This is a genomic window from Kribbella sp. NPDC050820 (assembly GCF_040653975.1).
Taxonomy (GTDB): domain Bacteria; phylum Actinomycetota; class Actinomycetes; order Propionibacteriales; family Kribbellaceae; genus Kribbella.
Genome location: NZ_JBFAHB010000013.1, coordinates 1 through 19,492, shown reverse-complemented (window position 1 = coordinate 19,492; position 19,492 = coordinate 1). Strand labels below are relative to the sequence as shown.

At 69.0% G+C, this 19,492-nt stretch carries 19 protein-coding genes; 13 read left to right on the top strand and 6 right to left on the bottom strand.

The window, feature by feature from the left end:
• The first annotated feature begins 12 nt into the window (after positions 1-12).
• From AB0H36_RS14335 to AB0H36_RS14315, 5 genes are read left to right on the top strand one after another with little or no spacing between them, the layout of a single operon-like run.
• Positions 13-1,398 (top strand): phosphomannomutase/phosphoglucomutase, encoded by a 1,386-nt coding sequence (locus tag AB0H36_RS14335; protein ID WP_360521701.1) that lies wholly within the window; start codon positions 13-15, stop codon positions 1,396-1,398.
• The gene (locus tag AB0H36_RS14330; protein WP_360521698.1) at positions 1,399-1,596 is read left to right on the top strand and encodes a Trm112 family protein; all 198 of its coding nucleotides are present in this window, start codon (positions 1,399-1,401) and stop codon (positions 1,594-1,596) included. It abuts the gene before it with no gap.
• Positions 1,596-2,672, top strand: coding sequence for an SIS domain-containing protein (locus AB0H36_RS14325; protein WP_360521695.1), 1,077 nt, complete (start codon positions 1,596-1,598; stop codon positions 2,670-2,672). The genes AB0H36_RS14330 and AB0H36_RS14325 overlap by 1 nt, the downstream gene beginning before the upstream one ends.
• Positions 2,666-3,838: a mannose-6-phosphate isomerase, class I gene (gene manA / locus AB0H36_RS14320; RefSeq protein ID WP_360521692.1), complete on the top strand. Its 1,173-nt coding sequence runs from the start codon at positions 2,666-2,668 to the stop codon at positions 3,836-3,838. Before AB0H36_RS14325 ends, manA begins: the two co-directional genes overlap by 7 nt.
• Before the next feature lie 28 nt (positions 3,839-3,866).
• Positions 3,867-4,826: a cation diffusion facilitator family transporter gene (locus AB0H36_RS14315; RefSeq protein ID WP_360521689.1), complete on the top strand. Its 960-nt coding sequence runs from the start codon at positions 3,867-3,869 to the stop codon at positions 4,824-4,826.
• A gap of 118 nt (positions 4,827-4,944) precedes the next feature.
• On the opposite strand, the gene AB0H36_RS14310 is transcribed toward AB0H36_RS14315, so the two are convergent.
• Positions 4,945-5,304 carry a MerR family transcriptional regulator gene (locus tag AB0H36_RS14310; RefSeq protein WP_360521686.1) on the bottom strand — a complete coding sequence of 120 codons (360 nt, stop codon included), beginning with the start codon at positions 5,302-5,304 and terminating at the stop codon, positions 4,945-4,947.
• 119 nt (positions 5,305-5,423) lie between these two features.
• Here AB0H36_RS14310 and ahcY point away from each other — a divergent pair, with 119 nt between their 5' ends.
• Complete coding sequence (ahcY, locus tag AB0H36_RS14305; protein ID WP_360521682.1) at positions 5,424-6,857, top strand: adenosylhomocysteinase; 1,434 nt, start codon at positions 5,424-5,426, stop codon at positions 6,855-6,857.
• A 179-nt stretch (positions 6,858-7,036) separates the two neighbouring features.
• Here the strand turns inward: ahcY and AB0H36_RS14300 are convergent, their stop codons facing one another.
• Positions 7,037-7,258, bottom strand: coding sequence for a hypothetical protein (locus AB0H36_RS14300; protein WP_360521679.1), 222 nt, complete (start codon positions 7,256-7,258; stop codon positions 7,037-7,039).
• Between the two features lie 10 nt (positions 7,259-7,268).
• Complete coding sequence (locus tag AB0H36_RS14295; protein ID WP_360521676.1) at positions 7,269-8,327, bottom strand: RDD family protein; 1,059 nt, start codon at positions 8,325-8,327, stop codon at positions 7,269-7,271.
• Positions 8,328-8,381: 54 nt separating this feature from the next.
• Between AB0H36_RS14295 and AB0H36_RS14290 the strand changes: the two genes are divergently transcribed.
• Complete coding sequence (locus AB0H36_RS14290; RefSeq protein ID WP_360521673.1) at positions 8,382-9,380, top strand: stage II sporulation protein M; 999 nt, start codon at positions 8,382-8,384, stop codon at positions 9,378-9,380.
• 19 nt (positions 9,381-9,399) lie between these two features.
• Complete coding sequence (locus tag AB0H36_RS14285; protein ID WP_360521670.1) at positions 9,400-10,167, top strand: DUF1206 domain-containing protein; 768 nt, start codon at positions 9,400-9,402, stop codon at positions 10,165-10,167.
• Here AB0H36_RS14285 and AB0H36_RS14280 read toward each other — a convergent pair whose 3' ends face one another.
• From AB0H36_RS14280 to AB0H36_RS14270, 3 genes are read right to left on the bottom strand one after another with little or no spacing between them, the layout of a single operon-like run.
• The gene (locus AB0H36_RS14280; protein WP_360521667.1) at positions 10,168-11,763 is read right to left on the bottom strand and encodes an ABC transporter permease; all 1,596 of its coding nucleotides are present in this window, start codon (positions 11,761-11,763) and stop codon (positions 10,168-10,170) included.
• The gene (locus AB0H36_RS14275; protein WP_360521664.1) at positions 11,760-12,656 is read right to left on the bottom strand and encodes an ABC transporter ATP-binding protein; all 897 of its coding nucleotides are present in this window, start codon (positions 12,654-12,656) and stop codon (positions 11,760-11,762) included. The genes AB0H36_RS14280 and AB0H36_RS14275 overlap by 4 nt, the downstream gene beginning before the upstream one ends.
• A 6-nt stretch (positions 12,657-12,662) precedes the next feature.
• Positions 12,663-13,271, bottom strand: coding sequence for a TetR family transcriptional regulator (locus AB0H36_RS14270; protein ID WP_360521661.1), 609 nt, complete (start codon positions 13,269-13,271; stop codon positions 12,663-12,665).
• A gap of 319 nt (positions 13,272-13,590) precedes the next feature.
• Here AB0H36_RS14270 and AB0H36_RS14265 point away from each other — a divergent pair, with 319 nt between their 5' ends.
• From AB0H36_RS14265 to AB0H36_RS14245, 5 genes are all read left to right on the top strand, one after another.
• On the top strand, positions 13,591-15,384 hold the full coding sequence (locus tag AB0H36_RS14265; RefSeq protein WP_360521658.1) for an ABC transporter substrate-binding protein: 1,794 nt from the start codon (positions 13,591-13,593) through the stop codon (positions 15,382-15,384).
• Complete coding sequence (locus AB0H36_RS14260) at positions 15,381-16,412, top strand: ABC transporter permease (protein ID WP_360521655.1); 1,032 nt, start codon at positions 15,381-15,383, stop codon at positions 16,410-16,412. The genes AB0H36_RS14265 and AB0H36_RS14260 overlap by 4 nt, the downstream gene beginning before the upstream one ends.
• Before the next feature lie 75 nt (positions 16,413-16,487).
• Entirely contained in the window at positions 16,488-17,372 is an 885-nt protein-coding gene (locus AB0H36_RS14255) for an ABC transporter permease (RefSeq protein ID WP_360521652.1), read from the top strand.
• Positions 17,372-18,331 carry an ABC transporter ATP-binding protein gene (locus tag AB0H36_RS14250; RefSeq protein ID WP_360521649.1) on the top strand — a complete coding sequence of 320 codons (960 nt, stop codon included), beginning with the start codon at positions 17,372-17,374 and terminating at the stop codon, positions 18,329-18,331. The genes AB0H36_RS14255 and AB0H36_RS14250 overlap by 1 nt, the downstream gene beginning before the upstream one ends.
• Complete coding sequence (locus AB0H36_RS14245) at positions 18,325-19,272, top strand: ABC transporter ATP-binding protein (RefSeq protein WP_360521646.1); 948 nt, start codon at positions 18,325-18,327, stop codon at positions 19,270-19,272. The genes AB0H36_RS14250 and AB0H36_RS14245 overlap by 7 nt, the downstream gene beginning before the upstream one ends.
• Positions 19,273-19,492 lie beyond the last annotated feature (220 nt).

The following is a 19,492-nucleotide window of genomic DNA, read 5'->3' as shown; positions in this document are numbered from 1 at the left end:
TAGGGTCCACGCATGGTTGACGTTGCTGCGATCTTCAAGGCGTACGACGTACGAGGGGTCGTCCCGGACCAGCTGGACGAGTCGGTGGCCCGGGCGACCGGGGCAGCCTTCGTCGAGGTCCTGGACGTCCTCTCGTCTCCGGGGGCAGTCGTGGTCGGCTACGACATGCGGCCGTCCAGCCCGGGACTGGCGGCGGCGTTCGCCGAGGGGGTGACCAGCACCGGCGCCGACGTGGTCGACATCGGCCTGGCCTCCACCGACCAGCTCTACTTCGCCTCCGGCCGGCTCCAGCTGCCCGGCGCGATGTTCACCGCGAGCCACAACCCGGCGCAGTACAACGGCATCAAGCTGTGCCGCGCGGGCGCCGCCCCGGTCGGCTCGGACTCCGGTCTGCGCGACATCGCCGACCTGGTCGCCAAGGCGCTCACCGAGGGCCCGTCGACCGGCTCCGTGCCGGGCAAGGTGACCCGCAAGAACCTGCTCACCGCGTACGCCGACCACCTGCACGACCTGGTCGACCTGAGCGGCAGCCGTCCGCTCACGGTCGTCGTCGACGCCGGCAACGGGATGGGCGGGCACACCGTGCCGGCCGTGTTCGCCTCCGGCCCGATCACGATCGTGCCGATGTACTTCGAGCTGGACGGCAACTTCCCGAACCACGAGGCGAACCCGCTCGACCCGAAGAACCTGGTCGACCTGCAGGCCAAGGTCCGCGAGCTCGGGGCCGACCTCGGCCTGGCCTTCGACGGCGACGCGGACCGCTGCTTCGTGGTGGACGAGAAGGGCGACCCGATCTCGCCGAGCGCGGTCACCGGCGCGGTCGCGGTCCGGGAGCTGGCCAAGCACCCCGGCTCGGCCGTCATCCACAACCTGATCACCTCCAAGGCCGTGCCGGAGCTGATCACCGAGCACGGCGGCACGCCGGTCCGGTCCCGGGTCGGGCACTCCTACATCAAGCAGAAGATGGCCGAGACCGACGCGGTGTTCGGCGGCGAGCACTCCGCCCACTACTACTTCCGGGACTTCTGGCGGGCCGACACCGGCATGCTGGCCGCGCTGCACGTGCTGGCCGCGCTCGGTGAGCAGGACAAGCCGGCCAGTGAGCTGTTCGCGGAGTACGAGCGGTACGTCGCGTCCGGCGAGCTGAACAACAAGGTCGACGACGCGGCCGCGACGGTGGCCGCGATCGAGGACACCTACGGCGGCCGGGACGGCATTACCGTTGACCATCTGGACGGTCTGACCGTGTCGGCGGGACAGTGGTGGTTCAACGTCCGTGCGTCGAACACGGAACCGTTGCTGCGGCTGAACGTCGAGGCTGCGGACCGGCCCACCATGGAACGCGTCCGCGACGAGGTACTGGCGCTGATCACCGGCGCATCGGTGAAGGAGAACTGAATGGCAGTCAATCTGGACCCGGACCTGCTGAGCATCCTGGTCTGCCCCAAGTGCCGGTCGGAGTTCCGGGTGGACGACGAGGCGAACGAGCTGGTCTGCACGAACGGCGCCTGCGCGCTGGCCTACCCGGTCCGCGACGACATCCCGGTGCTGCTGATCGACGAGGCGCGAGACACCAAAGAGGTCGCGGAGAACTGATGAGCTTCTTCGACGACTCGCGGCTGGACGACCCGGCCGCGCTCGGCGCGGCGGACCACCTGCTCCGGCGGCTGGCGATGGCCGGCGCCCGGGTCCGGGCCGAGCTGGAAGCGGCCGAGGAGGCCTTGTCCAAGGTCGACTCCGACGGCTTCCGGCCGCGGGCGGTGCTGGCGGCCGGCCGGGACGCCCGGTTGGTCCGGGCCATCCTGGAGCCGGTCTGCCCGGTCCCGTTCGTCGCCTGGCCCGGTCCCGGTCTGCCGGGCTGGGCCGGTCCGCTGGACCTGGTGATCGTCCTGGGCGGCCTGACCGAGGACTCCGACGCGGTGTCGGCCGCCTCGGAGGCGGAGCGCCGCGGTTGCGGTCTGATGGTGGCCTGCCCGCCGGACTCCCCGGTCGCACAGGCCTCCGCGGGCTCGCGGCACGCCATCCGGCTGCCGTCGCAGTCCGACGACCAGTTGGCTTCGGCTGTCGCCGTACTGCAGGGTCTGCACCAGATGGAGCTCGGTCCTGAGGTCGACCACAAGGCGGTTGCGGCGCTGCTGGATGACGTGGCCATCGAGTGCTCGCCGAACAACGACGTCGCGTCCAACCCGGCCAAGGACCTGGCCCTGATGCTGGCGGATGCGCTGCCGCTGGTCTGGGGTGGCTCCGTGCTGTCCGCGCGTGCAGCGCGTCGTGTGGTGGAGGCCCTGCGGCTGGCGAGTGGCCGGCCGGCCCTGGCCGCTGACGCCGGGCACCTGATGCCAGTGCTCAACCAGCCGCCGCGCGATCTGTTCGCCGACCCGTTCGACAAGCCGGAGGAGCTGCGGCCCGGTCTGGTCATCCTCGACGACGGTGTGGAGGACGCGGGCGTCGCCGAGCACCGGCGCAAGCTGGAGGCGAAGGCGGAGGCCCACGACGTCCGCGTGCACGTCGTCACGCAGGCCGACGGCACCGACATCGCCCGGTACGCCGCCCTGACCCAGCACGGCCGCTACGCCGCGGCCTACCTCGGCATCGGCCTCGGCCGCTACGGTACTGCGACCGACGCCGAGCCCACCGAACCAGGAATCCCCTCGGAGGACCCAGCGTGGTAGTGCGGCTGCAGAACACCATCCGGGACTACGCCTGGGGCTCACCGACCGCGATCCCCGAGTTGACCGGGGTGGAGCCGGACGGCCGCCCGCAGGCGGAGATGTGGATGGGCGCGCACGAGTCCGCGCCGTCTGTGCTGCCCTCGGGCGACTCCCTGTACGACGTGGTCTCCGCCGGGCCGTCCGACGTACTCGGGCCGGAGACGGCTGAGCGGTTCGACGGCCGGTTCCCGTTCCTGGCCAAGCTGCTGGCGGCCGCACAGCCGTTGTCGATCCAGGCCCACCCCTCGCGGGAGCAGGCGATCGACGGGTACGCGCGGGACGAGGCCGCCGGGATCCCGCGCGACGCTGCCGACCGCAACTACAAGGACGCCTGGCCGAAGCCGGAGATCCTGATCGCGCTCGGCCCGTTCGACGCGCTGGTCGGGTTCCGGCCGCTGGAGGCCACGGTCGCGTTCCTCGACGCGCTGGCGCCGGCCGGGTTCGAGGAGTGCACCGACCTGCTCCGCAACGGCAAGCTGCAGGACGTGTTCACCCAGATCATGAGCAGCGACCGGGACACCATCCGGCCGCTGGTCGCCGCTCTCGGCGAGGCCATCGCGCAGTACGCCGGCCAGGCCTTCGAGCTGGAGCGGGAGGCGCTGGCCAAGCTGTGCGCGGACTTCCCGGACGACCCCGGCGTACTGGCCGCCCTGCTGCTGAACCGGGTCCGCCTGGAGCGGTTCCAGGCCGTCTACCTGCCGGCCGGAAACGTACACGCCTACCTGCACGGGCTCGGGTTCGAGGTGATGGCGAACTCCGACAACGTGCTGCGCGGTGGCCTGACCAGCAAGCACATCGACGTACCCGAGCTGGTCTCGGTGGTCGACTTCGAGCCGCTGGCCGACCCGGTGCTGACGGCGACCCCGCTGGGCGACGGCGTCTCGTCGTACGAGACCGGCTGTGAGTACTACGCCATCCGCCGAATCGACCTGGACGGTGGTGAACAAACGGTCACCGGTGCGGGGCCGCGGATCGTCTGCTGTGTGGCCGGGAGTGTCGAGGTCGATGCCGAGGGCACCGATGGCGCTGTGATGTTGTCCGCCGGTCAGTCCGCGTTCGCTGCGGGACCCGAAGGACCCTGTAGCCTGCGTGGTTCCGGCACGGCGTTCGTCGTGTCCGCGCGCTGATCACCCGATTGTTGGAGGACCTGGAGAAATGGCTGGTGGCGGAACCAAGGCGGTCGTCGCGGCACTGCTGGCGAACACCGGGATCGCGATCACCAAGTTCGCCGCCTGGGGCCTGACCCAGTCGGCATCGATGCTCGCCGAGGCGATCCACTCGGTCGCCGACGCCGGCAACCAGGTGCTGCTGCTGGTCGGCGGCAAGCGGGCCCAGCGGGAGGCCGACGAGCTGCACCAGTTCGGCTTCGGCCGGGAGCGGTACGTCTACTCGTTCATCGTGGCGATCGTGCTGTTCAGCGTCGGTGGCCTGTTCGCGCTGTACGAGGGATACCACAAGATCCACGACCCGCACGGGATCGACGACTGGAAGTGGGTCCCGGTCGTCGTCCTGGTGGCCGCGATCATCATGGAGACGTTCTCGTTCCGGACCGCGATCGTCGAGGCGAACAAGGTCCGCGGGCCGGTCGGCTGGGCCAGGTTCATCCGCAACGCCCGCTCGCCCGAACTGCCGGTCATCCTGCTGGAGGACTTCGCCGCGCTCACCGGCCTGGTGCTGGCGCTGATCGGCGTCGTCCTGACGCTTGCCACCGGCAACGGTGTGTACGACGGCCTGGGCTCGATGGCGATCGGCGCGCTGCTGGTCTGCGTCGCGATCTTCCTGGCGATCGAGATGAAGTCGCTGCTGCTCGGCGAGTCCGCGACCCGGGAGTCGCAGCAGAAGATCGTCGCCGCGATCGAGAACACCCCGGGTGTGCAGCGGCTGATCCACATCAAGACCCTGCACCTGGGTCCGGAGGAGGTCCTGGTCGCCGCCAAGGTCGGCGTCGAGCCGACCACCGACGCGTCCGTGGTGGCCCAGACCATCGACGCCGCCGAACGCGCCATCCGGGAAGCCGAGCCGATGTCGATCCACGTCTACCTGGAGCCCGACATCTACGTCGAGGGCTACCAACGCGCCGAACGCCCCCCCGTCCCCGAAGCCCCCTCCCACTAACCCCACCCCGCGGCCGGCGTTCGAGGGGATATCCCCGCGAACGCAGGGTTCCCTGCTCGTGCACGCGGGGAGAAGGCACGAGTCGAGGGGTTATCCCCTCGAACGCGAGGCGGCGGGGTCAGCGGGGTTCGGGTGGGAGGACGCCGGAGCGGCCGAGCCAGCGGAGGGCTCGTTCGCGGTCGATCTCCGAGCGGGTCGGCGGAGCGGTGAGGCGGCCGGTGCGGTAGCCGAGGTTGCGGATGTCCGCGGCGACCGACGGCTCGGCCAGGGCCCGGAGTGCGAACGCCAGCGCGGCCGGCGTCACGTCGTACCGGCGTTCCAGGTCCAGCGCAAGCTGTACGGCGGCCAGGTCGCGGTCGTCGTACTGGCGCTGGGCCGTGTGCGCGGAGCGGGAACGGGGGAGCAGGCCGAGGGCCTCCCGGTACCGCAGCATCCGCGGAGTGGTGCCCAGCCGGCGGGCCGCCTCGGTGATGCGCATACCTCAATCCTGACATTTCAGTGTCAGAAACGCTCCCCCACCGATCAAACCCCGGGCCTGGGCCCTCTAGGCTCTGGCAGGCAGGAAGCAATCACAGTCTTCAGGGGAGCGGAACCGGTATGACCTTCGACTACAAGGTGGCGGACCTCGGGCTGGCCGAGTTCGGCCGCAAGGAGATCCGGCTGGCCGAGCACGAGATGCCCGGCCTGATGGCGATGCGCAAGCAGTACGGCGACAGCAAGCCGCTGGCCGGCGCGAAGATCATGGGCTCGCTGCACATGACGATCCAGACCGCCGTGCTGATCGAGACGCTGGTCGCCCTCGGGGCCGAGGTGCGCTGGGTCTCCTGCAACATCTTCTCCACCCAGGACCACGCCGCCGCGGCCGTCGTCGTCGGCCCGGAGGGCACCGCCGAGAACCCGGCCGGTGTGCCGGTCTTCGCCTGGAAGGGCGAGACCCTGGAGGAGTACTGGTGGTGCACCGAGCAGGCGCTCAGGTGGCCCGGTGAGGGCCCGAACATGATCCTGGACGACGGCGGCGACGCCACCATGCTCGTCCACAAGGGCACCGAGTTCGAGAAGGCCGGCGCCGTTCCGGACCCGTCGACCGCGGACTCCGAGGAGTACGCCGTCGTCCTCAAGCTGCTGACCCGCACGCTGCAGGACGACCCGCAGCTGTGGACGACCATCGGCCAGGGCATCAAGGGTGTCACCGAGGAGACCACCACCGGTGTGCACCGGCTGTACGAGATGCACAAGGCCGGCGCGCTGCTGTTCCCGGCGATCAACGTGAACGACTCGGTGACCAAGTCGAAGTTCGACAACAAGTACGGCTGCCGGCACTCGCTGATCGACGGCATCAACCGGGCCACCGACGTACTGATCGGCGGCAAGGTCGCGGTCGTCTGCGGGTACGGCGACGTCGGCAAGGGCTGCGCGGAGTCGCTGCGCGGCCAGGGCGCCCGGGTGATCGTCACCGAGATCGACCCGATCTGCGCGCTGCAGGCGGCGATGGACGGCTACCAGGTCAGCACCGTGGACGACGTGGTCGGGACCGCCGACATCTTCGTCACCACCACCGGCAACAAGGACGTCATCACCGCCGACCACATGGCGGCGATGAAGCACCAGGCGATCGTCGGCAACATCGGCCACTTCGACAACGAGATCGACATGGCCGGCCTGTACAAGGTGGACGGCATCGAGCGGGTCACGATCAAGCCGCAGGTGGACGAGTTCCGCTTCCCCGACGGCCACACGGTGATCGTCCTGTCCGAGGGCCGCCTGCTGAATCTCGGCAACGCCACCGGGCACCCGTCGTTCGTGATGTCGAACTCCTTCACCAACCAGGTCCTCGCCCAGATCGAGCTCTTCGTGAAGACCGCCGACTACCCGACCGAGGTCTACGTCCTGCCCAAGCACCTCGACGAGATGGTCGCCCGCCTCCACCTCGATGCCCTGGGCGTGAAGCTCACCGAGCTCACCAAGGAGCAGGCCAACTACCTCGGCGTCCCCGTCGAAGGCCCGTACAAGTCAGACCACTACCGCTACTGAGTTTTCAGTACGCCAGACAGGCGCCCCACCGGCCGGTGGGGCGCCTTTCCGTTGTGGGTGGCCGAGGTTACGGCGGGGGAGAAGGAAGCCGGCTCGCCCCGGGCTGAGGTTACGGCGGGGGGAGAAGGAAGCCGGCTCACCCCGGGCTGAGGTTGCGGCGGAAGGAGAAGGAAGCCGGCTCACTCGACGCCGATGATCTCGGCCGACGGGAAGCGGGCGGCGGCGCGGGCCGAGATCGAGCCGGGGCCGCACGCCAGGTCCACGAAGCGGCTGGGGTCGCCGACCAGGCGGGCGACGATGTCGAGCATCAACGCGAACTGTTCCTCGCGGTCCGGCAGATAACCGGCCTGCTGGTCGTCCCACCGCTTCAGCCAGCCGGCCCAAGCCACTATCTGCGACATAGTCGCAAGACTAGAACCACTGTCCAGACTCGTTGCTGCCCGGTGCCGCCCACCCCTGCGGATTGACCGCAGCAGGCCGGTACGGCGCAACCGGAGCTGGCGCCGGGAAAGGCCCAGGCGCAGGCACACCAGCAGGCGGCGCCGGCGGCAACGCGCCGTACGGACTCGGCGCAGCAAACGGCCCAGCAGGCACGGCATACGGCCCAGCAGGCACGGCGTACGGCCCAGCCTGCCCGGCAGGTACGGCGTACGGCCCAAACGGACCGGTGTTGACAGCCGCTCGAGGCACTGCGAGCCGGTTCAGCTCGCGCCGCCGACGCTCAGCCAGCACTGCGGACAGAAACGCCGGCGCGACCATAGGCACCGGCGGCACCGGCGCAGTCACCTGACTGACCCGATAGGCCAGCGCATCACCGATCGCATCCCGAGCCCCCGGCAACAACTCGGTGTACCGCGCCAGGTACTCCCGCGAAGCATTGGCCAGCTCATCAGACAGCCGCGACAACTCCAGCGACTGCGCCCACTGCACCAGATGCCCCGGCACGAACAGCGGCGGCGACGCCATCGGCTGGTGCCGTTCGCGGATCACCACGGTGCCCGCGACCATGTCGCCGATCCGCTTGCCCTGCTTGTTCATCAGGCTCGCCACGATGCCGGGGCAGGCCGCGAACCAGGGCGCGAAGTCGACGAAGCACCACATCAGCGTCCGCACCAGCGCGTGCCGGAACCGGATCGAGCTGCCGTCGTCGCGGACCACCTTGAGCCCGAGCACCATCTTGCCGAGCGTCCGGCCGCGGGTCAGCGTCTCCATCACCACCCGGTAGCCGACCACGACGACCAGGACGACGAGGAAGATCAGCGCCACCGCCAGCGCCTCACTGGCCTCGCCGCCGATCAGAAACCCGGTCAGCAGCGAGATCAGCACCCCGAGTACGACGCCCTGCAGGATCACGTCGATCGCGCACGCCAGCGCCCGGGTCGGCATCCGTGCGATCCGCACCTGAAGGACGACCGCCTCGCCCGTGACCAGCTGAGACACTTCGTCGTCGCCCCCCTCCTGCCGAGACACCAGTTCCGGCTAGTCTGCCAGCGCGGGGAGCCAGAACCGGGAGGAGGGGCCACTGTGGACGTCGAGGCGTTCGTGTCCGTGCACCAGGCGCAGTGGGACCGGCTGGCGTACCTGACGCGCCGTCAGCGCCGGCTGACCGGTGCAGAGGCCGAGGAACTCGTCACCCTCTACCAGCGCGTCGGCACTCACCTGGCCGCGCTCAGGGCAGCCGGTGCGGACCCGGTGTCCATCGGTCGCCTCTCCGGCCTCATCGCCGACGCACGTGGTGCCGTCACCGGTGCGCACGCTCCTGTTTGGCGTGACATCTCCAAGTACTTCCTCGTGAGCTTCCCGGCCGCGCTCTACGCATCCAGACGCTGGTGGCTCACCATCGGCCTGCTCTTCTACCTGGTCGCAGCCTGGGCCGCCTGGCGGATCATCGCGCACCCGGAGGTGGTGGACTCGTTCGCCACCTCGGCGCAGGTCCAGGAGTTGGTCGACAACGAGTTCGCCGCCTACTACTCGGAGAACCCGGCTCAGGATTTCGCCTTCCAGGTCTGGATCAACAACGCCACCATCAGCGCCGCCGTGCTCGCACTCGGCATCCTGCTGATCCCGTCGATCTTCATCCTCTGGGACAACGCGCTGAACCTGGGCGTCAACGCCGGCCTGATGATCGGACACGATCGCGCGAATGTCTTCTTCGGCCTGATCACCCCGCACGGCCTGCTCGAGCTGACCGCGGTCTTCGTCGCGGCCGCGGCCGGTCTGCGACTCGGCTGGTCCTGGATCGTCCCGGGTCCGCGAACCCGCATGCAAGCGCTTGCTCAAACTGGCCGCGCCACCATCGGGATGGCGATCGGCCTGGCCGCGATCCTGCTGGTCACCGGCATCATCGAGGGCTTCGTCACGCCGTCCGGCCTGCCGACCGCGGTCCGGGTCGGCGTCGGCGTACTGGTCGAGATCGGCTTCGTCCTCTACGTCTGGATCCTCGGCCGACGCGCCTTCCGCGCGGGCGAGTACGGCGACATCGACGAGGCCGACCGTGAGGCGACGGCGCCGGTTTCTGCATAGTCGTGGGCACTAGAGGTGGGTGAGTACCGCTCAGCAAACCCGCCAAAGCCGCGCGTACGACGTCGCGATCACCGTCGGCCTCATCGCGTACGGCGTCGTCCACCTGTTGATCGCCTGGGTCGCCCTGCAACTCGCCCTGGGCAAGTCCGACCAGGAAGCCTCGCAACAAGGAGCCTTGGAGGAGTTGGCCGGCAAACCGCTCGGCGGCGTACTGCTCTGGGCGGTCGCGATCGGCCTGTTCGCGCTGGTGATCTGGCAAGGCCTGCAACTCACCTACGGATCGTTGAAGACCTCGAAGAAGATCTCCGCCGTCGGACGAGGCCTGGTCTACCTCGGCCTGGGGTTCCTGGCGATCAAGGTCGCCGTCGGGTCCGGCGGCTCGAGCAGTGGCGAGCAGAAGACGATCAGCGCCCGGCTGATGGAGTACGGCGCCGGCCGGGCACTGATCGTGGTCATCGGGCTGGTGATCATCGGGATCGGCGGACACCAGATCTACAAGGCGATCACGGTCAAGTTCATGGAGGATCTGGTCGGCGGCGTCTCCGAGGTGACCGTGCTGCTCGGCCGGATCGGGTACGCCGCCAAGGGGATCGCGTTCATCGTCGCGGGAGCCCTGTTCGGCTGGGCAGCGATCGACTACGACCCGGAGAAGGCGGGCGGCCTGGACGCCGCCCTCCACACCATCAAGGAGCAGCCCTTCGGCTCCGTCCTGCTGTCGGTGCTGGCGATCGGAATCGCCGCCTTCGGGGTGTTCGCGTTCGCGTGGTCCCGCAACGCCCGCCGCTGATCAGCCGACCGGCATGTCCCGCCGCCGCAGCCCGACCAGGCCGACCGCGCCGACTACAACGGCGATCGCGACCAGCGTGATCACCGGAGCGGCCGACACCGAGCCGCCGGGCAGTTGCGGAAGATGGCTGAACGGCGAGATGTCCTTGACCCACTTGGACAACTCGGTCCCGGTCGTCGTCATCACGATCACCAGACAGATCGACGGCGGAACCCAGGCAACCGCGGACCATCGCGGGAACAGGCCGAACAACGCGATCGTGATCGCGGCCAGCACCCAGACCGCCGGCAGTTGCACGAGTGCAGCACCGATCAGCCGCGGCACCTGCCCGCCGACGTCACCGATCGCTGCGCCGTACGCCAAGCCGGCACCCAGCCCTGCGACCAGCAACGTCACCGCCGGCCCGAGCAGGCCGAAGAGCAAGTGACTCGCGGCCCACTGCAGTCGTCCAACACGCGTCACGAGCACCGGCTCGGCGCGCCCGCTCATCTCCTCGGTACGCAGCCGCAGTGTCGCCTGGACGGCGTACGCCGAGGCGATCAGCCCGACGATCGCCATCACGCCGGCGAAGTACGAGTCGATCAATCCGGCCGCGCCACCAAGCCGCGCGAACACCTCCTGCACACCCGAGTCGTCCCGCATCAGGTCGCCGACCCCTTCGGCCACTCCGCCGAACAGCACGCCGAGTACGGCGAACCCGGACGTCCACGCGATCAGCAGACCGCGGTGCAGACGCCATGCAAGCGCCAGCGGCGAGCTCAGACTCGGCGCACCGTCGGCCGGACCCAGCCGGTCCGCCAACAGGCCGGCGCCGACGTCTCGCCGGGACTGCAGTTGGACGGCAACGGCCACGAGTACGACGGACACCGCGAGCACCACGACGACGAGCCACCAGCGGTTGTCGCCGTACGGGCGGATGCGTTGTGCCCAGCCGATGGGTGACAGGTACGACAACCATGCCAGTGGGCCGTCTGAGTGCGCACTCGTGTCACCGGCGGCACGCAGTACGTACGCCGCGCCGAGCACGCTGAGCGCGATCCCACGCGCCGTGCTTGCGCTCGCGGTCAGTTGCGCGGCGATGGCTCCAACCCCTCCGAAGAGCCAACCGACACAGGCGAACTCGAGGCCCAAGGCAAACGATCCGGCGAGCGGTAGACCCTGGCTGTTCATGCCCAAGGCAAGCAGTACGGCGAGCAGCAGGTTTGCGAGGAACGTGGTCACCAGAGCGGCCGCGAGGCCGGCGTGCCTGCCGACGACACTCGAGCCGAGCAGCTCGGCGCGGCCGGTCTCCTCCTCGACCCGCGTGTGCCGGATCACCGTCAGCAGGCTGATCAGGCCGACCATCACCGGGACGAACCCGAGTCGCCAGGTGAGGAACTCGCCCAGGCTGGTGCCGTGCAGCTCGCCGTACAGGGTGACGAAGCCGGCGTTGCTCGCGTACTGGAGCCGGGACTCGGCGGTCGGGAACAGCTCGTCGAAGGATCCGACGTAGCTGATCGGGATGCCGATGATCAGGATGAGCCAGATCGGCAGCACGATGCGGTCGCGGCGCAGGATCAGCCGGATCAGGCCGCCGGTGCCGGCCAGGGTCTTCATCGTGATCCCTCCGGCTCGTACAGCCGCAGGAACAGCTCCTCCAGCGTCGGCGGCTGACTGACGAGGCTCCGTACGCCGATGTCGGTCAGCCGCTTCAGCACCGGGTTGATCTCGTCGGTGTCGACGTCGAACCGGACCTGGCCGTCCTCGACCCGTACGTCGTGGACGCCGGTCAGCTGCGCCAGGCCGTCCATCGGGCCGACGAGCTCCGCCTTGATCGACGTACGCGTCAGGTGGCGCAGCTCGGACAGCGTGCCGCTCTCGACCGCGCGGCCGGCCCGGATGATGGTGACCCGGTCGCAGAGCGCCTCGACCTCGGACAGGATGTGGCTGGACAGCAGGACCGTCCGGCCGTCGCGGTCGCTCACCTCCTGCACGACCTCGCGGAACACCTCCTCCATCAACGGGTCCAGCCCGGAGGTCGGCTCGTCGAGCAGCAGCAGCTCGACGTCGGAGGCGAACGCGGCGACCAGCGCGACCTTCTGGCGGTTGCCCTTCGAGTACGTCCGGGCCTTCTTCCGCGGATCCAGGTCGAAGCGCTCGAGCAGCTCTGCCTTGCGCTTCTGGTCGACGCCGCCGCGCATCCGGCCGAGCAGGTCGATCGCCTCGCCGCCGGACAGGGTCGGCCACAGCGTCACGTCGCCGGGCACGTTGGCCAGCCGCCGGTGCAGCTCGGTCGCGTCCGACCACGGGTCGCCGTCCAGGAGCCGCGCACTGCCCGAGGATGCGCGGGTCAGGCCGAGCAGAATCCGGATCGTGGTGGTCTTCCCGGCGCCGTTCGGGCCCAGGAAGCCGTGCACCTCGCCGGTGCGGACCGTGAGGTCCAGGCCGTCCAGGGCGCGGGTGCGCCCGAAGGTCTTGACCAGCCCGTCGGTGCTGATCGCAGCGGTCATTGCTTGTCAGTGCTCCTCTGAGTATTTCCGTAGTTGTTCGGCCTGCTCCGGCGTCATCACCGGGATCGTGAAGATGTCGAGCATGGCCTTGGTGAGCCGGGCGTAGCCGGAGGGACCGGCGATGTCCTCGCCGATCGCCTTCGAGACCTGGTCGCGGAGCACGAAGACGCCCATCTTCATCGCCGCCAGCACGGCGGCGTACGCCCGCCGGTCGCTGGGGTCGGTGGGCAGGGTCTTGGTGAACTCCTCGCCGGCGTCGACCATCTCCAGGAACAGCGCGGTCGCGGTCTCCGAGCCGTCCATCATCGAGCGCACCAGGTACGTCTGCAGCGGCATCGTGATCGGGTGCATCGCGCTGACGTCGGTCTGCGCCGCGCCGCCCTGGTACACGAGCTCCTCGCCAATTTGCAGCATCCGCTCCTTGGCGTACCGGTCACAGGCCTCGCGCAAAGCCTGCTTGGAGCCGAAGTGGTGCCGGACCAGCCCGGACGAGACCCCCGCCTCGGCCGCGATGTCGCGGATCGAGGCGCCCTCGATCCCGCGCTCGGTGAACAACTTCATCGCCGCGTCGCGGATTCGGGCGCGGGCGGTCAGGTCATCTGCTGGTCGATCCATGTCAAGTCCTCTCGCTACACACAACAGCAAATTACTACACGATCGTGTAGTCAAGACGGTGGGACGTGTCCAGCCCACGCGTGCTGCGCATCCAGTGGGTGGTGTGGTCGGCCTCTGCGTGCTCCGCAGGCGCCCGCGTCGTACAGCCCAGGCTGCACGCCACTCACCGCACCTACTACACGATTGTGTAGTCAAGTGGAAAATTATGACTACGTTCGGAAACAAAGCAGTGACAAATGTCCGTAACTCGTTGACAGGAGAACGCTTGCTGGTGTGGTTTCTTCCCCAAACGGACTAGGGCGGAAGGTGCGTGGGGCGGATGAGGAAGGTCCTGGCGGCTGCGGCTGCCATTGCACTGCTGGTGTTACCCGGGACGGCGGCGCAGGCGGCCGAACCGTCGGAGAAGGTGATCCGGGTCGGGGTCACCCAGGCGGTCGACTCGATGAACCCGTTCCTGGCGGTCCGGTTGGTGTCCGGCTCGCTGCAGCGGTGGATGTACGGCTTCCTGACCGTGCCCGACTCCAAGACCCTGCAGCCGAGCCCGGACCTGGCAGAGTCCTGGACGACGTCGCCGGACGGGCTGACCTGGACCTTCAAGATCCGGGAGACGAAGTGGTCGGACGGGCAGCCGGTGACCGCGGCGGACGCGGCCTGGACGTTCAACAAGATGATGACCGACGACGGCGCCAAGACCGGCAACGGACCGGCGGTGGAGAACTTCGCCAGCGTCAGCGCGAGCGGCCAGGAGCTGACCATCAAGCTGAAGGCCCCGCAGGCCTCGATGCTGGACAACCCGGTCCCGATCATGCCCAAGCACGTCTGGGAGAAGGTCTCGGACATCTCGAAGTACGAGGCCGACGTCTACCCGGCGGTCGGCAGCGGCCCGTACATCGCGGTCGAGCACAAGAAGGACCAGTACGTGAAGCTCGAGGCGAACCCGAACTACTGGCGTGGCGCCCCGAAGATCGACCAGCTGCAGATGATCTTCTACGACAACCCGGCCGCCGCGATCGTCGGCCTGAAGAAGGGCGACATCGACCTGATCGGCCGGCTCGCGCCGCCGGACTTCGACTCGCTCAAGGGTGACGACAACATCGTGCAGTGGAACACGGCCGGCCGGCGGGCGACGTACCTGCAGATCAACCACGGCGCGACGACCAGCGACAACAAGCCGATCGGCGACGGGCACCCGGCGCTGAAGGACCCGCTGGTCCGGCAGGCGCTGCACTACGCGATCGACAAGCAGAAGCTGGTCGACGAGGTGCAGAACGGCCTCGCGGTCCCGGCCGACGGCTCGATCGTGCCGCCGATGTACAAGGACTTCTTCTGGCAGGCCGAGGGCGACAAGAAGGTGACGTACGACGTTGCCAAGGCCAACAAGATCCTGGACGACGCCGGGTACAAGAAGGGCGCCGACGGCATCCGGACGATGCCGGACGGGTCGAAGAAGCTGGCGTTCCGGTTCAGCATCCACACCGACACCCCGATCGAGGACAAGCTGTCGGAGTACCTGACCGGGTGGTTCAAGGAGATCGGCATCACGCTGACCACCAAGCGGCTCGACTCCAGCAAGTTCACCGAGGAGACCGGGACGACCGCGCTGTTCGACATCGCGATCAGCGGCTGGTCGGTGAACCCGGACCCGGAGGAGGTGCTGGCGACGCACCTGTGCAGCCGGCGGCCGACCGCGGCCGGCACCGGCGGCGGCACCGAGTCGTTCTACTGCGACCCGCAGTACGAGGACCTCTACAAGCAGCAGCAGAAGGAGCTCGACCGGCCGAAGCGCGCCGACATCATCAAGAAGATGGAGGAGCGCCTCTACACCGACGCGCCGGTGATCGCGCTGTACTACCCGAACAACCTCGAGGGCTACCGCAAGGACCGGATCGCCAAGGTGACGCCGATCCCGGAGGACAAGGGCCTGCTGTACGGCGGTAGCGGCTACTGGCCGTTCTACACGCTGGAGGCCGTGACGACGGACGCCGCCTCGGCGGACGAGGGTGGTTCGAGCGCCGGGGTGATCGGTGGGGTCGCGGGCGGCGCCGCCGTACTCGCGGTCGGTGGGTTCTTCGTGATGCGGCGCCGCCAGGGTGCCGCCGACGAGCGCGAATGACCGTCGGTCAACCGGCCGTCCAGGTCCTGGACGAGGCCCCGGCCCGCCACGGTCTGCTGCGGTACGCGGCGACCAAGGCGGGCGGGGCGCTGTTCAGCATCGCAATGGTGATCGTCGCGACGTTCTTCCTGTTTCGGCTGCTGCCGGGTGACCCGGTCCGGGCGCTCGCGCAGGGCCGGAACATGACGCCGGAGCAGCTCGACCTCGAACGGGCCCGGCTCGGCCTGGACAAGTCGTTGCCGGAGCAGTTCCTGCAGTTCGTCAAGCAGACGCTGCAGTTCGACCTCGGTACGTCGTACGAGTACAAGCGCCCGGTGCTGGACCTGATCGGGGAGCGGATCGGGTCGACGCTGCTGCTCACCGGGACCGCGCTGGTGATGGCGGTCAGCCTCGGGATCTGGCAGGGCGCGCGGGCGGGCTGGAAACCGGGCAGCCGGTTCGACAAGTTTTCGACCGCGATCTCGCTGGTGCTGTGGTCGGTGCCGACGTTCTGGCTCGGACTGCTGCTGCTGATGGTGTTCGCGGCCGGGGTCGGGCCGATTCCCGGGGTGTTCCCGACCCGGGGGAGCTCGAGCGTGGACGCGCCGGACGGGTTCGCGTACGTGCTCGACGTCGCGCAGCACATGGTGCTGCCCTGTCTGACCATGGTCGCTGTCGTCTACGCGCAGTACCTGCTGGTGATGCGGTCGTCTGTGCTCGACGAGGTCGGGCAGGACTACATCACCACGGCACGCGCGAAGGGGCTCCGGGACGACGACATCCGGCGGAAGCACGCCGTACCGAACGCGTTGCTGCCGACCGTGACGCTGGTGTTCATGCGGATCGGGTTCGTGGTCGGAGGTGCGGTGACGGTCGAGGCGATCTTCAGCTGGCCGGGGCTCGGGCAGCTGTTCTACGAGGCGATCCGGGTGCCGGACTTCACCTTGATGCAGGGCACGTTCCTGCTGATCACGGTGTCGGTGATCGTGATGAACACGCTGGCCGACGTGGTCTACCACGTTCTCGATCCGCGAGTGAGGTCGGCATGAACGAGCGAAGCGAGTTCATCATCAAACACAGCGTACTCGTGCCTCATCCGCGCCCGGAGCGAAGCGAGGACGTGGATGAGTAACGTTGCGTGGATGCGCCGGCAGCGGGCGTTCAAACGGTTCTGGGCCGACTTCCGGACGTACCGGGCCGGTGTGGCCGGGCTCGCCATCCTCGTGCTGGCGGTGGTGCTTGCGTTGATCGCGCCGCTGTTCATCGACTCCGGCGTGACCAACGTGGTCAGCGGGACCGGCGAGAAGATGGCGCCGCCGAGCCTCGACTACCCGCTCGGGACCGACGAGTCCGGGCGCTCGGTGCTGCTGATGATCTGGTGGGGTTCGCGGACCTCGCTGCTGATCGGTTTCCTCGCGGCCCTGCTGAGCATGGTGATCGGGACCGTCCTCGGCATCGCGGCCGGGCACTTCCGCGGCTGGCTCGGGGCGATCATCCTGCGGATCACCGACTGGTTCCTGGTGCTGCCGTCGCTGGTCACCGCGCTGGTGCTGGCGGCGATTCTCGGCGGCAGTACGGCGACCATCATCGTCGCGATCGGGGTGACGTCCTGGCCGTCCACGGCCCGGTTGATCCGGGCCCAGACCCTCGCGGTCGAGGCACGCCCGTACATCGAGCGGTCGCTCGCCCTCGGCGCCGGCCACTGGCACATCACCACCCGGCACGTACTGCCGAACGTCGCACCGTTGCTGCTGGCAAGTACGACGCTCGAGGTGGCCAGCGCGATCGTCACCGAGTCGACGCTCGCGTTCCTCGGGGTGAGTGCGAACAAGACCTCGTGGGGCACGATGCTGCGCGGGTCCTACGACTGGGGTGCGGCGACCGCGGGTGCGTGGTGGTACATCCTGGTGCCGGGTCTGTGCATCGTGATCGTGGTGATGGCGTTCACGCTCTGCGGGCGGGCGCTGGAGAGTGTGCTCAATCCCCGGCTGCGGACGAGGGCGGCGTGATGACTCTGCTCGAACTGGACGACCTGTCCGTGACCTATCGGATCGCATCCGGCGACGTTCCCGCCGTACGCGGGGTGTCGCTGTCCTTGGCGGCCGGTGAGGCCGTCGGGCTGGCGGGTGAGTCGGGATCCGGGAAGTCATCCGTCGCGATGGCCCTGCTGCGGTTGCTGCCTCGATCGGCGCGTCTCGGCGGGCGCGTGATGCTCGACGGTGAAGACATCCTGGCGATGAAATGGGGCCGGCTGCGGGCGGTCCGGTGGTCCGCGGCGTCGATCGTGTTCCAGGGGGCGCAGCATGGGCTGAACCCGGTGCAGCGGATCGGGGATCAGATCGCCGAACCGCTGCTGGTGCACCGGTTGGCCTCGGGGGATCAGGCCCGTGCTCGGGTGCGGGAGTTGCTGGAGCAGGTCGGGCTCCCGGCCTGGCGGGAGCGGAGTTACCCGCACGAGCTCAGTGGTGGCCAACGGCAACGAGTGATGATCGCGATGGCGCTCGCCTGCTCGCCGCGGCTGATCATCGCGGACGAGCCGACCACCGCGCTCGACCTGATGGTCCAGGCGCAGGTGCTGACGCTGATCCGGCAGTTGATCGCCGAGCACGACATCTCGCTGCTGATGATCTCGCACGACCTGTCGGTGCTCGCCGACGTATGCGACCGGCTGGCAGTGATGTACGCCGGACGGCTCGTCGAGGCAGGTCCGTCGTCCGGGGACTTCCAGCACCCGTACAGCCAGGCGCTCGCGGCGGCGTTCCCGACAGTCGGCGATCCGGCGTCGCGGCTCGCTCCGCGTGGGCTGGCCGGCGATCCGCCGGATCCCCAGCAGTTGCCGGGCGGGTGCACGTTCCATCCGCGCTGCCCGGTGGCGCTGGAGACATGTTCGACCGTTGCTGTCGACCTGCGTCCGGCCGGCTCCGGGCGTACGGCAGCCTGCGTCCTGGTGGGGGAGGGAACTTGCTAGAGGCAACTGAGGTCAAGGTCGAGTTCAACGGTCGCGGCGGCCGGCGGGCGCGGGCCGTGGACGGGGTCAACCTGTCCGTCGGCGCCGGTGAGATCGTCGCGCTGGTCGGCGAGTCCGGCTGTGGCAAGACCACGCTCGCCCGGACCCTGCTCGGCCTCGAACGGCCGACCTCCGGCCAGATCTCGTACGACGGTACGCCGCTGAGCTACACGGGTCGCCGCCTCCGCGCGTTCCGCCGGCAAGTGCAGTTGGTGCTGCAGGATCCGATGGGGTCGCTGAACCCTCGGCAGACGGTCTACGAGGCCGTGGCCGAGGGGCCGCGGATCCACGGGCTGCCCGACGAGGAGGCAGTGGTCGCCTCGGCGCTGTCGCGCGCTGGGCTGCGGCCGCCCGAACGGTTCTTCCTGCGGTACCCGCACGAGCTGTCGGGCGGTCAGCGGCAGCGCGTGGTGATCGCGGGTGCGTTGGCGTTGAGCCCGAAGTTCCTGATTGCCGATGAGCCCGTTGCGTCGCTGGATGCGTCGGTGCGGGGTGAGATCCTCGCGTTGCTGCTGCGGTTGCGGGACGAGCTCGGTCTTGGCGCGCTGGTCGTCACCCACGACCTCGGCCTGGCCTGGAACATCGCCGACCGGGTCGCGGTCATGTACCTCGGCCGCATCGTCGAGTCCGGCGCGACCGAGGAAGTCCTGACGAACCCGCAACACCCCTACACACAGGCGTTGCTGTCGGTCCTGCCGGAGTCCCCGGAACGCATCGTCCTCACCGGCGAGCCACCCGACCCGACCCGAATCCCCACCGGCTGCCGCTTCCACCCCCGCTGTCACCTACTCGCCGCCGGCAAAGGCGTCGACGCCTGCCGAACCGCGACCCTCTCCATCCTCCCCGCAACCAACCCCACCGAAGTCGCCTGCCACCTAACCCCCGTCCCCACCACCCCCTGACCCCGGGCCCGCACCATCCCCAATCTCCGGCCGCCGGCCCCCAACGACGTAGGCCCCGGCCTGAACCTCCCGCCGCCGGCCCGAACCTCCCGTCCCCAGCCGAAACCTCCCATTCGAGGGGATAACCGGCTCTTGTGACGGATGTGTGGGTGGTTGAGCGCGGCTTGAGCGGCGCACGCCGTTCTCTGTCTAGGTTTCTGAGCTGTCGAGGAACAGGAAC